The organism is Marinitoga aeolica (assembly GCF_029910535.1).
Lineage (GTDB): Bacteria > Thermotogota > Thermotogae > Petrotogales > Petrotogaceae > Marinitoga > Marinitoga aeolica.
Map to the genome: position 1 here is coordinate 146430 of NZ_CP069362.1, position 14777 is coordinate 161206.

Annotated in this window: 15 protein-coding genes; 6 read left to right on the forward strand and 9 right to left on the reverse strand. The window is 28.5% G+C overall.

Going from position 1 to position 14777, the window contains the following annotated elements:
• Window positions 1–21: 21 nt before the first annotated feature.
• Together JRV97_RS00740 and JRV97_RS00745 are read right to left on the reverse strand one after the other, a co-directional pair.
• Window positions 22–1227, reverse strand: a complete 1206-nt coding sequence (locus JRV97_RS00740; protein WP_280999289.1) for an acetyl-CoA C-acetyltransferase — start codon at window positions 1225–1227, stop codon at window positions 22–24.
• A 347-nt stretch (window positions 1228–1574) separates the two neighbouring features.
• Window positions 1575–2312 (reverse strand): beta-ketoacyl-ACP reductase, encoded by a 738-nt coding sequence (locus JRV97_RS00745; protein WP_280999291.1) that lies wholly within the window; start codon window positions 2310–2312, stop codon window positions 1575–1577.
• Window positions 2313–2543: 231 nt separating this feature from the next.
• On the opposite strand from JRV97_RS00745, the gene JRV97_RS00750 reads away from it, so the two are divergent.
• Window positions 2544–3326 (forward strand): alpha/beta fold hydrolase, encoded by a 783-nt coding sequence (locus JRV97_RS00750; RefSeq protein WP_280999293.1) that lies wholly within the window; start codon window positions 2544–2546, stop codon window positions 3324–3326.
• 16 nt (window positions 3327–3342) lie between these two features.
• On the opposite strand, the gene JRV97_RS00755 is transcribed toward JRV97_RS00750, so the two are convergent.
• The 4 genes from JRV97_RS00755 to JRV97_RS00770 form a co-directional block, all read right to left on the reverse strand.
• Entirely contained in the window at window positions 3343–3915 is a 573-nt protein-coding gene (locus JRV97_RS00755) for a lysine exporter LysO family protein (RefSeq protein WP_280999295.1), read from the reverse strand.
• On the reverse strand, window positions 3912–4187 hold the full coding sequence (locus JRV97_RS00760) for a LysO family transporter (RefSeq protein ID WP_280999297.1): 276 nt from the start codon (window positions 4185–4187) through the stop codon (window positions 3912–3914). The genes JRV97_RS00755 and JRV97_RS00760 overlap by 4 nt, the downstream gene beginning before the upstream one ends.
• Before the next feature lie 83 nt (window positions 4188–4270).
• Window positions 4271–4894 carry a DUF6115 domain-containing protein gene (locus JRV97_RS00765; RefSeq protein WP_280999299.1) on the reverse strand — a complete coding sequence of 208 codons (624 nt, stop codon included), beginning with the start codon at window positions 4892–4894 and terminating at the stop codon, window positions 4271–4273.
• Window positions 4895–4896: 2 nt separating this feature from the next.
• Complete coding sequence (locus JRV97_RS00770) at window positions 4897–5502, reverse strand: DUF4897 domain-containing protein (RefSeq protein ID WP_280999301.1); 606 nt, start codon at window positions 5500–5502, stop codon at window positions 4897–4899.
• Between the two features lie 95 nt (window positions 5503–5597).
• On the opposite strand from JRV97_RS00770, the gene trpS reads away from it, so the two are divergent.
• From trpS to glgB, 5 genes are all read left to right on the forward strand, one after another.
• The gene (gene trpS / locus JRV97_RS00775) at window positions 5598–6575 is read left to right on the forward strand and encodes a tryptophan--tRNA ligase (protein WP_280999305.1); all 978 of its coding nucleotides are present in this window, start codon (window positions 5598–5600) and stop codon (window positions 6573–6575) included.
• 6 nt (window positions 6576–6581) lie between these two features.
• Window positions 6582–7259, forward strand: a complete 678-nt coding sequence (locus JRV97_RS00780; protein WP_280999307.1) for a segregation and condensation protein A — start codon at window positions 6582–6584, stop codon at window positions 7257–7259.
• Window positions 7249–7779 carry an SMC-Scp complex subunit ScpB gene (gene scpB, locus JRV97_RS00785; RefSeq protein WP_280999309.1) on the forward strand — a complete coding sequence of 177 codons (531 nt, stop codon included), beginning with the start codon at window positions 7249–7251 and terminating at the stop codon, window positions 7777–7779. The genes JRV97_RS00780 and scpB overlap by 11 nt, the downstream gene beginning before the upstream one ends.
• Complete coding sequence (locus tag JRV97_RS00790) at window positions 7742–8488, forward strand: pseudouridine synthase (RefSeq protein ID WP_280999311.1); 747 nt, start codon at window positions 7742–7744, stop codon at window positions 8486–8488. Before scpB ends, JRV97_RS00790 begins: the two co-directional genes overlap by 38 nt.
• Window positions 8489–8852: 364 nt before the next feature.
• Window positions 8853–11051 carry a 1,4-alpha-glucan branching protein GlgB gene (gene glgB, locus JRV97_RS00795; protein WP_280999313.1) on the forward strand — a complete coding sequence of 733 codons (2199 nt, stop codon included), beginning with the start codon at window positions 8853–8855 and terminating at the stop codon, window positions 11049–11051.
• 104 nt (window positions 11052–11155) lie between these two features.
• Here glgB and JRV97_RS00800 read toward each other — a convergent pair whose 3' ends face one another.
• From JRV97_RS00800 to JRV97_RS00810, 3 genes are all read right to left on the reverse strand, one after another.
• On the reverse strand, window positions 11156–12418 hold the full coding sequence (locus JRV97_RS00800) for a glycerate kinase type-2 family protein (RefSeq protein ID WP_280999315.1): 1263 nt from the start codon (window positions 12416–12418) through the stop codon (window positions 11156–11158).
• Window positions 12419–12736: 318 nt separating this feature from the next.
• A complete protein-coding gene (locus JRV97_RS00805; RefSeq protein WP_280999317.1) occupies window positions 12737–13324 on the reverse strand; it encodes a transglycosylase SLT domain-containing protein in 588 nt (195 codons plus the stop codon).
• A 10-nt stretch (window positions 13325–13334) separates the two neighbouring features.
• Complete coding sequence (locus JRV97_RS00810; protein WP_280999319.1) at window positions 13335–14777, reverse strand: alpha-amylase family glycosyl hydrolase; 1443 nt, start codon at window positions 14775–14777, stop codon at window positions 13335–13337.

The following is a 14777-nucleotide window of genomic DNA, read 5'->3' on the forward strand; positions in this document are numbered from 1 at the left end:
TATTTCACCTTCTATTTATTATCACAAATTTTTAATAACAATAGCAGTACCCATACCTCCACCAATACATAATGATGCTAATCCATATTCTAAATTTCTCTTTTTCATTTCATATAATAACGTTACTGTTATTCTGTTTCCTGATGCTCCTATTGGATGTCCTAATGCTATTGCTCCTCCATTTACATTTGTCCTTTCCATAAACCATTCTTTTGTTACTCCATATTTTTCACTGAGTTCTTTTATTACTGCTATTGATTGTGCTGCAAATGCTTCGTTTAATTCTAATAGTTCCATTTGTTCTAATTTTATTCCTTTTTTTTCTATTAAGTTTGTTATCGCTGCTACTGGTCCTATTCCCATTATACTTGGATCTACTCCTCCTTGTTCATATGCTATTATTTCTGCTAATGGTTTTAGTCCATATTTTTTTACTGCACTTTCTGATGCAAGTATCATCGCACTTGCTCCATCGTTTATCCCTGATGAGTTCCCTGCTGTTACTGTCCCATCTTTTTTGAATGCTGGTCTGAGTTTCGCTAATGTTTCTTTTGTTGTTCCAAATCTGGGATATTCGTCTGTGTCAAATATTTTTGTTTCTTTTCTTGTTTTTATTTCTATTGGTACTATTTCGTCTTTGAATTTCCCTTCTTTTATCGCTTTTTCTGCTCTTTGCTGACTGATTGCTGCAAATTCATCTTGTTCTTCTCTTGTTAATCCATATTTTTCTACTAAGTTTTCTGCTGTTATTCCCATGTGATATTGATTGAATACGTCTGTTAATCCATCATATACCATGTGATCTATCATTTCTATATTTCCAAATTTTAGTCCAAATCTTGCTTTTGCTGGTAGTAACATCGGTGCGTTTGACATGCTTTCCATTCCTGCTGCTACTACTATTTCTGCATTTCCTAATTTTATTTCATTTGCTGCTAACATTATTGCTTTCATTCCACTTCCACATACCATATGTACTGTGTATGCTGGTTTTTCTACTGGTATTCCTGCATATATCGCTGCTTGTCTTGCTGGTCCCATTCCTTGTCCTGCCATTAATACGTTTCCTGCTACTGTGTGATCTACTTGTTCTGGCGCTACTCCTGCTTGTTCTAATGCCGCTTTTATTGCTTCTGCTCCTAATTCTGCTGCTTTTTTATCTTTTAATGTCCCTCCAAAACTTCCTATTGCTGTCCTTTTTGCTCCTACTATATATACTTTTTCCATTTCTTTTCCCCCTTTGTTCCTTCTCTTATTTTTTTTCATACGTAATGCCCAAGATCTGATAGTTCTCGATATATTATTGGAATTCAAAAATAAAACGAATGAAAACTCGAAGGTTGTTTGATCTTCATAAAAGAAAATTTATAAAAATAATGTGATGAACCATTGAAAATTCCCGAGAAAATTCGAATGGAGCAGGTCAATTTTGCATGGATGCAAAATTGAGTGAAGCCGAACACGGATGTGAGTCTGACACGACCTGCTAAAATGAGAATTTTCGAGGACTCAGAATTTTCACCTGGTGAAGAGCATTATTTTATAATTTTCTTTACTTTTTTGGACATCCATTTTTATAGTACTAATCCACCATCTACACTTATTACTTGTCCTGTTATGAAACTACTTTCATCACTTGCGAGGAATAATGCTGTGTTTGCTATTTCTTTTGCTTCTCCCATTCTTTGTAATACTGTTTTGCTTTTTACTAATTCTATTACTTTTTCTGGTAAATCTTTTGTCATTGGTGTTTTTATGAATCCTGGTGCTATTGCATTTACTCTTACTTGTGCTCCTTTTCTTGCAAATTCTTTCGCCCATGTTTTTGTCATTGCTATCACTCCACCTTTTGTTGCTGCATAATTTGTTTGTCCTATGTTTCCATATATCCCTACTACTGATGATATGTTTATTATTGATCCTTTTCCTGCTTTCATCATTTCTGGTCCAAATTGTTGGGTCATGTTAAATACTCCTTTTAAATTTACATCTATTACCATGTCCCAATCTTCTTCTGTCATTTTTTGTATTAATGCATCTCTTGTTATCCCTGCATTATTTACTAATACATCTACTTTTCCTTCTTCTGCTATTACTTTTTCTTTAAATTCTGCTATTGCTTTTCTATCTGTTACACTTAATTTATATCCTTTTACATTTTCATATTTGCTTTCTAATTCTTTTAATCCTTCTTCGTTTAAATCACATGCATATACTACTTTTGCTCCTTCTTCTGCAAATCTTTCTACCATCGCTCTTCCTAATCCCCTTGCTCCTCCTGTTACTATACATACTTTCCCTTCCATTCTCATTCCTCTTTCCCTCCTGTTTCTAATATATGAATCATTTCTCATTATTTATGAATCACTTCTCATTTTAACTCTTTTTACATTTAAATAAAAATACATTAACAGTGAATTATCTTATATTTTAGTTGATTATTTTAATTTAAAGATAATTATTGCTTATTTATTTAATATTTCTTTTTTTGATTTTTTATATTTTATGTTATAATTAAATAAAAATATTGAGGGGTGATTCATGTGTTTTTTGAAGAATTGGGTATATATTATGAAGTTTATGGAGAAGGCGATCCATTAATATTATTAAATGGAATAATGATGAGTACTGTAAGCTGGTCAGAACATATAAGATTTTTAAGCAAATATTTTAAAGTAATAGTTTATGACATGAGAGATCAAGGAAGATCGGAAAAATTAAATGGAGGATATAATATATCAATTCATTCGGAAGATTTAAAAAAATTAATAGATTATTTAGGTTTTAAAAAAGTAAATTTACTTGGATTATCCTATGGGGGTCAGGTTGCGGAGATTTTTGCTTCTAAATATCCTGAATACATTGATAAATTAATATTATCAAATACTACTTATAAGGTGGATAATTTTTTGACTTCTATTGGAGAAGCTTGGAAAGTTGCTGCGAAAAGTTATAATGGTGAAGTATTTTTTGACCTTGCTTTACCTTTTATTTATTCAAAAACTTTTTACAATAATAATTTTGAATGGCTACAAAATAGAAGAAAAATATTTAAAGAATTGCTAACAAAAGAATGGTTTGATAGTTTTATTAGATTAGCATCATCAAATACTACTTTTGATGTTTCTGATGATTTAGAAAAAATTAAATGTGAAACATTATTAATAGCTGCAGATGAAGATATAATTACTCCAATTTCTGACATGATATATATTAATAACAAAATTAAAAATTCAGAACTTATAATAATAAAAAATGCTGGCCATGCAGCATTTTTAGAAAAATTAAATACATATTGTAATTTAATTAAAGGTTTTTTGATATAAATATATAATTAATAATTTAAAAAATAAGAGTGATCAATACTGGAATTAAAATTGAAAGGATAACTCCTTGACCAAAGCTTATGAGTATTTTTTCTTTTTTTACACTTTTAGATACAACTCCAAGTAACGTATCCATAGCTGGAGCACCAGCTATTCCAATAGCACCATGCTCAGAAAATTTTGCGTATAATGGAATTAAAAGTATTCCCATTATTTCTCTAAATACATTTGATAAGAAAGCTACCGCTCCAAGAAAAGGTGAATACATTGAACTTATCATTACACCAGATAGAGAATACCATCCCATTCCTGCTGCGGCTCCAAGGGCCTCTTTAAAATCCAATTGTGTAAAAAATGAAACAAATCCTCCAAAAACAAGACTTCCTATTATTACCAAAAATGTTTGAACAAAAATAACTTTTAAACTACTTTTTATTTTTAATAAAATTTTTTCTTCAGAACCAATATCAACACCAACAGAAAATACAAGAATCATAAGTAAAATAGTAATTAAATTTTCCGGAATGGGGATATTAATAAAATACCCCAGAAAAATTCCTAAAGCTACTGATGAAATTAATAATATCATTTTTTATCACCTTTATTCAAAAATATTTTTTCATATATTGTAGGTAATAAGGCGCTACCAATTATAGCAAATAAAGCTATTAAAAAAGATAAATAACCTATTTCAGATAATTGTTTTATTAAATTTTTATCAGATCCCAATTCAAAACCCATAAAAAACAGTAATAAAACAGTTGATATAGTTATAACATTCCATTTTTTTAAAAATTTTAATTTACCCTTCATACCTAAGAGAAAACCAATTAAAAATGCAATTAATATCAAGTAAAGCATTAAAATCACCTCATTACAAAAAATGGGCAACACTAGTTGCCTATTTAAATTTCATCATATAAATTAATAAAATTTTAATTTCATCAATGTGCATTTTTATAATATAAATCAATTATTAATTTCACTTCGCCTGACCCTTTATCAAGCATTTTAGCTATTTCATTTACACTCATTCCTTTATTGTAATAATCAATTATTTTTTCTTTTAAAATTTGCTCTGGACTTTTTTGAACCCCATGTTTTTCCTCACTTGATTTTTCATTTTTAAACGTATTTTGAAGATTGTAATATTCGTTTGTTACTATCTTTTTCTCTTCTCTTTTTATTTCTGGAACTTCGATATTTCCAGAATCAACACTGGAAAAATGAGATTTTTCTTTCTTTACTCTTTCAAATGTTTTAATTCTTTTTAATTCATCATTCTTTTTTTCCAAATCTGTTAACATAGAAAATGATTTCATATAAGCTTCATCTGCGTCTTTTATTAATTGATCTAAAATTTCAATTTTATTATCTAATGCTCTTAACCTTGAAGATGTAATTTTTTGAAATCTTGCTAATAAAGTATTTGATTGATCCTCAATTGAGGAATCAATAGATATAGAAAAATTATTAAATTTTCTCCATAATGATATTAACAAAGATAAATTAATCAAAGATACAATTGATAATAGTATTAACCATATAAAAATAATGAATGTTACCATTTTTACTTCCTTTCTAATATTACATCTGGAAATTGAATTTCACCAGTATTCTTCCACAATAAATATTTTTCTGTAATCTCTGTTGGATTAGGTATTACCTTAGTAAATTCCCAATTTTCGGGTTTATATATATATAATGTAGCATTTTCTAAATTTATTTTCTGATCGCTTAACGAAAATTCATATTGATTGTTTCCAATTTTCTGAATAAATCCTTTTATTTCTGATCTTTCCACTACATTTATTTTATATCCATCACTTACTGTTACTGTAGATTGAACACTTATTAATTCAAAATTTCTACCTGTTTTTTTAGTTAAATTTGCAATAAAGTCTTCATATACTTTTCTTTTTTCAGAATCAGGCTTTTTATAACTGGCTAATAACGTATTATATGATTTTTCATCCTGAGCTTGAACAACAACTTTTGAAAGCATAACTACATTACCATTATCTTTTATATAATAATAATTATCATTACCTACTATGTCAAAATTCACTCGAGCATTTTTAGCCATAAATATATTTATAATACTAATACCTGCTATGAATATTAAAGCTATTATGATAAAATTCGTCGATCCTTTTTTTTGTGGTTTTTCTGACATTCAAATACCTCCTTGAAATTTTATATTTTCTTATTATATAATACCACAAAATGTGGTAAAATTAAAGGAGTATCTGGAAAAAAGGAGGAGATTACATGAGAATATTGAGTGGAATGCGTGCAACTGGAAAATTACATTTAGGACATGTTTTAGTTCTAGAAGATTGGAAAAAACTCCAAGATGAAGGTAACGAAACATTCTTTTTCGTTGCTGATTGGCACGCTTTAACTACCCATAAAGAGGAAAGCCATATAATATATCAATCTACTCTTGATATAGTGCGAGGTTATTTAGCAGCAGGAATAAATCCAGAAAAATCTGTTATTTTTGTTCAATCTGCTATAAAAGAACATGCTGAACTATACTTATTATTTAATATGCTTGTTTCTGTAAGCAGATTAGAAAGGATTCCCACATATAAAGAATTAAAAGAAAATCTGTCAAATAGGGATTTATCGACAGCTGGTTTTTTAACTTATCCCGTATTACAAACTGCAGATATATTGGTATATAAAGCTACGGGAGTTCCAGTTGGGGAAGATCAATTATATCATATTGAATTAAGTAGAGAAATTGCAAGAAGATTTAATAATTTATACAAAGAAGTATTTCCTGAACCAAATCCTATTGTTACAAGAATACCAAAACTTCCAGGAACTGATGGAAGGAAAATGTCCAAGAGTTATGGGAATATTATAATGATAGACGAAACATCGGAAAGTTTAAAGAAAAAAATTATGCCTATGATGACAGATCCTGCAAGAATGAGAAGAACAGACCCTGGCGATCCAGAAAAATGTCCAGTATGGAATTATCATAAAGCTTTTACTCATAATCAGGAAGAATTAGAATGGGTTGTAAAAGGGTGTAAATCTGCAGGAATCGGTTGTGTGCAATGTAAAAAAGTATTATTAAAAAACATGGAAGAAAGGCTAAAACCTATCTGGGAAAATTATGAAAAAATTTCAGATGAAGATGTGTTAAATGTTATTCATGAAGGAAATAAAAAAGCCTCAGAAGTTGCAAAAAAAACGTTATCAGAAGTTAGGGAGGCTATGAATCTTAGGTGGTGAAAGTTTATGTTTTCAGATTTAACTATTGAATTGGATATATTTTCTGGTCCTTTTGAAGTTTTGGTTGATTTAATAAAAGAAAAAAAAATACCCGTGAGATTATTATCTGTTTCAAAAATAGCAGATATTTTCAATAGTTATATTGAAAAAAATTTTGATAATCTTGATGATATTGGAGAATTCTTAAGAATTGCCTCATATCTAACTTTGTTAAAATCAAAAGAGTTGTTGCCACGTTCTGAAGAGGACAAGGATTTTACAAGACAGCGAAATACCTTATATAATATTATTGAAGATTATGAAAAAATTAAAGAAACAATGGAAAGAATTCAAAAGGATTTTGGAAAAAACAATATGAAAAAAGCTATAAAAATAAAAGCTGCAAGATTTGACAAAAACAAAATTCATGAACAATTAGAGTTTTACATGCACGATTATTTACAAATTCAACGAAAATTAGAAATTTTAAGAGAAAGTTTTACCGTAGAAGAAGCAATTGAAGAATTAAAAAATAAAGAAAGATTTACTTTAAAAGAATTATACATTATTTCAAATCAAGAAAGGCTTAAATTCATTGTTTATTTCCTTGCATCTTTAGTTCTTGTAAGAAATGGACTGCATTATGTAAATGAAAATTATGAATTTATAAAAAATAAGGAAGAGGTGGCAGTAAGTGCAAAATAAGCATCTTATGCCTATTATCGAAGCAATGTTATTTTCAAAACCAACAGGATTTAGTTCTAAAGAAATCGCTGAAAAATTAAATGAAACAGAAGAAAAAGTTAATACAATATTAATAGATATATGGGAACATTATAATTCTGAAATACATGGTATAGAACTAGAAAATTTTGAAGGAAAATATAGATTTACAATAAAAAATGAAATTAAATCTATTTTAAATCCCAAACCAAGAACTTTTTCTCTTACAGAATCTCAATTTGAAATATTAGCTATATTATTGTTAAACGGTCCTTCTTCTACAACAGAAATAGAGAAATCACGAGGAAAATCTTCCTATCATCAAATAAAAAAATTAATGGAAATGGGATTGGTTATAAAAAAGAAAAAAGAAAATACTAAAAATCGTTATTTATATGATTTATCTGAAATGTTTTTTGAATTATTACCAGAAAAAACTATAAATGAATTAAGAGGTGCTAAAATTGATAAAGCTTCAAACGTTTCTCCAAAAGATAGGTGAAGGGTCTAGAAGAGAAATTGGAAATTTAATTGTATCAGGAAAAGTTAAAGTTAATGGTGAAGTTATTAGAGAACCGTGGTTTAAGGTTGTTGAAGAAGATATTATAGAAATATATGATAAAAAAATCCATGTGAAAGATAAAATTCAAGAAACAGAAAATTATGTATATTATTTAATTCATAAACCTGTGGGGTATTTATCTGCATTAAAAGATGATAGGGGAAGAAAAACTATTACAGACTTAATAAAAGGGAAAATAAATGAGCACGTTTTTCATGTTGGAAGATTGGATTATAATACTTCTGGTTTAATGTTGCTTACAAATGATGGTGATTTAGCTAATATGCTTCTTCATCCAAAAAGAAAAATATATAAAACATATAAAGCTTTGATTAATAAGCATATAAAAGAAAAGGATTTAAAAAAATTAGAAGATGGGTTAGTTATTGAAGGTGGATATAAAACTCAACCTGCAAAAATAGAAAAAGTGCAAAAAAAAGGTAAATATTCCGAGGTTACTCTCAGCATTCATGAAGGGAAAAAACGCCAGGTTAGACTTATGTTTAAAGCTCTTGGATTTAATGTTTTAAAGCTTAAAAGAATTAAATTTGGCCCCTGGTCTATAGATGAAGTAAGAAATCCTGGAGATATTAAAAAGCTTGATACAAAGGAAATTGAAATATTTAAAAAATACTTAAAAGGAAGCTAATGCTTCCTTTAGTTTTAGACAAAGTACAAAATAAAATAATCAAAATAATATTCGCTCATCCAGTGAAAATTCTTATTCCTCAAAAATGCTCATTCTTGCCTGTCGCTCAAACTCACATCCATGTTCGGTTTCGCTCAATTTTGCATCCATGCAAAATTGTCAGGCTCCATTCACATTTTTTCGGGAATTTCCAAGGATTCTCTCATATTATTTTTTCATATTTTATTTTGACAGCAGTCTGGAAGGAAGCTAATGCTTCCTTTTTTATTATTCCCCTTGACAGATGAATTTTTTGTGTTATAATTAAATAAAAGCAATAAAGTTTAAAAATCTCTTTTTTTTACACATATTCGGGGGTGATGACATGGGTACTATGTTAAATGAAGAAATGATAAAAATTGTAAACGCGGAACATTTTGATCCATTTTCTGTCTTAGGCATTCATAAATTAAATGAAAGTGAAATTGTTATTAGAACATTTCACCCTTTTGCTGAAAGTATTGAAATAGTTAATCTTGACACAAAAACTAAAAGAAAATACAAAATGAATAAAATTCATCCTGATGGATTATTTGAAAGAGTTTTAAAAAGAAAAACTTTCTTTAAATATGAATTTTTATATACTGATAAAGAAAATAATAAATGGTCTTCACGCGATCCATATAGTTTTTTACCAGTATTAACAGACTATGATTTATATCTTTTTAATGAAGGAAATAATCATAAAATTTATGAAAAATTAGGTGCTCATCCTATGAAAATTGATGGGGTTGAAGGTACATATTTTGCAGTTTGGGCTCCTAATGCTAAAAGAGTTAGTGTAGTTGGAAGCTTTAACAATTGGGATGGAAGAGTTCACCAAATGAGAGTTCTTGGTTCATCAGGAGTTTGGGAAATTTTTATACCTCTTGTTCAAGAAGGTGATTTATATAAATTTGAAATAAAAACAAAAGATGGAAATATTCTTTTAAAATCTGATCCTTATGCTTTTTATACAGAATTAAGACCTAAAAATGCCTCTATTGTTTATAATTTTCATAATAAATATGAATGGAAAGATCAAAAGTGGTTGGATAAAAGAAGAGAAACTAATTGGTTTGAAAAACCTATTTCTATATATGAAGTTCATTTAGGATCATGGAAGAAAAAGGATGACGGGTTTTTAAATTATAAAGAATTAGCTCATGAACTTGTAGAATATGTGAAAGAACATAATTATACCCATATTGAAATACTGCCTATTTTAGAACACCCATTAGATGAATCATGGGGATATCAGGTAACTGGATATTTTTCACCTACAAGCCGATATGGGAAACCTGAAGATTTTATGTATTTTGTAGATTATATGCATCAAAATAATATAGGGGTCATTTTAGACTGGGTACCTGGACATTTTCCAAAAGACGCTCATGGTTTAGGGAAATTTGATGGAACCGCCTTGTATGAACACATGGATCCAAGATTAGGGGAACATCCAGATTGGGGCACATATATTTTTAATTATGGTAGAAATGAAGTTAGAAATTTCTTAATATCCAATGCGTTATACTGGCTTGATAAATTTCACATAGATGGTTTGAGAGTTGACGCTGTAGCTTCAATGTTATATCTTGATTTTAGCAGAAAAGATGGCGAATGGGTTCCAAATGTTTTTGGAGGAAGGGAAAATTTAGAAGCTATTGAATTTTTGAAATATTTTAACACTGTTACCCATCAATATTTTCCTGGAATTTTAACTATAGCAGAAGAATCCACAGCATGGCCTGGGGTTTCAAAACCTGTAGATTTTGGTGGTCTTGGATTTTCAATGAAATGGAACATGGGGTGGATGAACGATTCTTTACGTTATATTTCTAAAGATCCATTATACAGAAAACATCATCAAAATGATCTAACCTTTTCTATGGTTTATGCTTTTGCAGAAAATTATATTCTTGTTTTATCACATGATGAAGTTGTTCATGGTAAAGGCTCTATGATTAACAAAATGCCTGGTGATTATTGGCAGAAATTTGCAAATTTAAGATTGTTTTATTCTTATATGTTTGCTCATCCTGGAAAAAAATTGTTATTTATGGGGAATGATATAGCTCAATTTAATGAATGGAGCTGTAAAAAATCTTTAGACTGGAATTTATTAGATTTTGATTCCCATAGAAAAATGCTTCAATTAATTACCGATTTAAATAAGTTATATATTGAAAATCCTGCTTTGTACGAACTTGATCATAGCCCAGATGGTTTTGAATGGATAGATTATAATGATGCTGAAAATAGTGTTATTTCATTTATAAGGAAAGGTAAAAACGCTGATGAATTAATAGTTGGAGTGTTTAATTTTACACCAGTAGTTAGATATAATTATAGAATCGGAGTTCCAAGAGAAGGATTTTATAAAGAAATATTAAATACTGATTCTGAAATTTATTGGGGAAGCAATATTGGAAATATGGGTGGATTATATGCAGAAAAAATCCCATTTCACGGCAGAGATTATTCTATAAACTTAACGTTACCTCCACTTGCGGGAATGTATTTTAAATGGCAACCTAAAAAATAATAGCTAAAGCTCCCATACGGGAGCTTTGTTATATTGTTTCTACATAATCTCCACTATAGCTTATTAAAGAAAACCTGAAAATTCAAAAATTAAGTAAAAAGTTCTTATAATTTCTCACCAACTAATAAAATCATTAAATCATTTACATTTGTACCTGTAGGGCCTAATTTTAATAATGCATTTGCTTCTTTTAATCCATTATAAGTATCATTATTTTCTAAAAAAACTAATGGATCTATTACCTTTTTTCTAAGACTTAAAATTGTGTTACCATCAACAATGCCACCAGCAGCATCAGTTGGTCCATCTGTTCCATCAGTTCCAATAGAAGCAAAAACTATATTATTTAATCCTTCTACTTCTAAAGCAAAAGAATATGCTAATTCCTGATTTCTTCCACCTAAGCCATTTCCTTTTACGCTTACAACTGTTTCGCCACCTGCAATTATTGCGCATGGTTTCTTTATTGGATTATCTGATTTTAATTCCTCTAAAGCTATATTTGCAAAAAACTTTCCGGCTTCTTTAGCTTCACAATTCAATGTTGTTGTTAATAATAATGTATTATATCCCAACTCTTTAGCTTTATTTATTGCTGAATCACATGCTACTTTTACACTACCAATTATTATATGCTGAGCATTTGATATATTTTTTGGTGTTTCTTTCTCCAGAGCTTTCTTGAGGTTCTCATTCATTTTAATATCATATCTTTTCATTATTTCTAAAACTTTTTCTGTAGTTATTTCATCTTTATAAGTAGGGCCAGATGCTATACTATCTAGTCTATCTCCTAAAACATCTGAAAGAACTAATGCATAAATTTTTTTGGGGTATGCCAGTTCAGCAAGTTTACCTCCTTTTACTTTTGATAATCTTTTTCTTATAGCATTTATTTCTGTAATATCTGCACCTGATCTTAAAAGCTGATCTGTAATATCTTGTAAATCTTCTAATGTTATTCTTTCTTCAGGCAATTCGAATAAAGCTGATCCACCACCAGAAATTAAAAATAATATGCCATATTCATCATTCAAATTCTCTATTAATTCAAGAGCTTTCTCTGTCGCTCTAATTGAATTTTCGTCTGGAATTGGATGCCCAGCTTCATAAATTTCAATATCTTCAATATTTCCCTGACTATGATAATATTTTGTAATAACTATACCATTTTTTATTTTTCCTTTTAGTTCTTCTTTAGCAGCATTGGCCATTCTCCATGCTGCTTTTCCAATAGAAAGAAGAAATAATTTTTCTTCTTTAATATTTAATTTTTTCAAATTACTTTTTACAGCATTTTCTGGTAAAACAGATTCAATAGAATAATCAATTATTTCTTTTAAATCACCTATTAAAATCTTACTCACTCCTTTCCACTTTATAATTTTATTATAACATATATATAAAAGGAATCGCTATGTGATTCCTTTTATACTGTTGACAAAATAAAATATGAAAAAATAATATGAGAGAATCCTTGAAAATTCCTGAAAAAATATGAATGAAGCCGGATAAAATCACATGGATGTGATTTTAAGCGAAGCCAATCAGGATGTGCGTCTGAGAGCCCGGCGAGAATGAATATTTTTGAGGATTAGAATTTTCACCGGATGAACGAATATTATTTTAAATATTTTATTTTGTACTTTGTCTACAAACTGAAAGGAATCGCTATGCGATTCCTTTTATATTATTGGATATTCTATGGTTATTTGAGCTATTTTATATACTACTTTATCAAGATAATACGAATTTCCTCCACCATTATACCATCCTATTGCATGTGTAATATCACCATGTAATTCTTCTAAATAATAAAGATAAGCTGTTCCAACTAAAACATTATATTTCGGGTCATATAATAATCTATCTTTTATCCATTTCAAATCAAGTTTATCATATCCATATTTTTTAAATTTATCAATATACATCTCTACAATATATTTTGCTGTTTCTGGTCTAATTTGCATATATCCAACTTCACCATATGAGCCTATCACATTTCTAAAACTGGTTTCTATATCCATAATTGAGGTTATTAATAATGGAGATATACCAAATTCTTTTGATGCTGTTAAGACACTTTCAGCTAATAACACCTTTCTTTCCGGTTTCAATTCTTTACCTGTTGTAAGTTTATATTCCCTGTTCATAAAATCCATTAAAAATAATTTAATATTCGTTTCATTGGTTAAATTATAACCTTTAACTTCTCCATAAGTGATTACGGATAAAAATACCATTAATATTAAAATATACTTTCTTATATGCACCACCTCCGTGCTAAATTTCTATTATTAAAGTTGAATATCCTCCAATTTTTGCTATATCTTCATTTATTTCTGCAAAACCAAATATTCTATATGATTTATATTTGTTTAAAGTAATTTTACTTTTTTGAGGTTTAATGTTATGATATACTAAAAAGTTTCTTTCATTTAATTTTAATCCATATTTTACAATAAATCTATCATTATTTAAACCATAAATTCTAGCATTCTCTATCCATTTATTTTCTTTTCTAAATCTTGCAAGGTTTTTAACATGGTTCAATAATGAATTATTATCTTTTAATTGTTCTTCAACAGAAATACTAGAATATGGTGGATTATATTTACATCCTTTCCATTCTGTTTGTCCTAACCCAAACCCTGATTCATACCACTGCATTGGTTCTTGTGAATCTTCAGTAAAATTAACATCTATTATTTCTCCACGCATTCCTATCTCTTCGCCGTAAAAAACAAAAGGATACCCAGGTAATGTAAATAAAATATTAAAAGCCATTTTTGACATCTCTGAATTTTCATCAAAACCTGATATTAATCTCTCCATATCATGATTGGTAAAAAAATTACCAGAAATTGATTCAACATCACCACTTATATAATGTCCCAATGTTTCTCTTATTCCATTAACTAAAATTTTAGGATCATGATATTTTATTGTATCTTTTATAAAATATGAAAGTGGAAAATTAAATTCTACATCAAAGAGACCATGATATTTTTTTACAACATCAGGAGAATCCCAAATTTCACTTATAATAATCGCATCAGCTTTTATACTTTTTATATAAGATGTCATTTCTTTCCAGAATTCTATATTTTTTTCATGTTGATATTTAAATCTCATATTTTCCCTATCGTAATCAAATATATGTTTTGCAGCATCTAGTCTGAATCCATCTACACCTAAATCAAGCCAAAATTTAAATACATTTTTTATTTCTTTCCATAATTCTTTATTTTCAAAATTCAAATCTGGAGAAGAAGAACCAAATAATCCATAAAAATATTTATCTTTATATTTGAACCATATTAAACTATCATCCCAGTGCCTCTTTTCATTTAAATCTGTTTTTTCATTAGCCCAGATATAATAATCCTCATATTTTTTGTCTCCTGCAATAGCTTTTTGAAACCACTCGCATTTTACAGAAGTGTGATTAATAGGTATATCCAAAACTATTTTAATATCTCTTTTATGAGCTTCTTTAATTAATTCTTTGAAATCTTCTAAAGTACCATAAGATGGATTGATTGAATAAAAATCAATTACAGTATATCCGTGAAATGCAGCCGATTGCATTATAGGTAATAACCAAATACCTTCCACGCCTAATTTTTTTAAATAATCAAGCTTTGCAACAATACCTTTTATATCTCCTATCCCATCATTATTAGAATCATAAAAAGATCTTACAAACAATTCGTAAAAAAACAT

Bases quoted from the DNA above. Each gene is read 5' to 3' on its own strand.
- glgB (WP_280999313.1), top strand. From the start codon at position 8,853: ATGGGTACTATGTTAAATGAAGAAATGATAAAAATTGTAAACGCGGAA.
- JRV97_RS00745 (WP_280999291.1), bottom strand. From the start codon at position 2,312: ATGAGAATGGAAGGGAAAGTATGTATAGTAACAGGAGGAGCAAGGGGA.
- JRV97_RS00760 (WP_280999297.1), bottom strand. From the start codon at position 4,187: ATGCTTTACTTGATATTAATTGCATTTTTAATTGGTTTTCTCTTAGGT.
- JRV97_RS00740 (WP_280999289.1), bottom strand. From the start codon at position 1,227: ATGGAAAAAGTATATATAGTAGGAGCAAAAAGGACAGCAATAGGAAGT.
- JRV97_RS00780 (WP_280999307.1), top strand. From the start codon at position 6,582: ATGTTTTCAGATTTAACTATTGAATTGGATATATTTTCTGGTCCTTTT.
- JRV97_RS00755 (WP_280999295.1), bottom strand. From the start codon at position 3,915: ATGATATTATTAATTTCATCAGTAGCTTTAGGAATTTTTCTGGGGTAT.
- JRV97_RS00810 (WP_280999319.1), bottom strand. From the start codon at position 14,777: ATGTTTTTTTACGAATTGTTTGTAAGATCTTTTTATGATTCTAATAAT.
- JRV97_RS00765 (WP_280999299.1), bottom strand. From the start codon at position 4,894: ATGGTAACATTCATTATTTTTATATGGTTAATACTATTATCAATTGTA.
- JRV97_RS00770 (WP_280999301.1), bottom strand. From the start codon at position 5,502: ATGTCAGAAAAACCACAAAAAAAAGGATCGACGAATTTTATCATAATA.
- trpS (WP_280999305.1), top strand. From the start codon at position 5,598: ATGAGAATATTGAGTGGAATGCGTGCAACTGGAAAATTACATTTAGGA.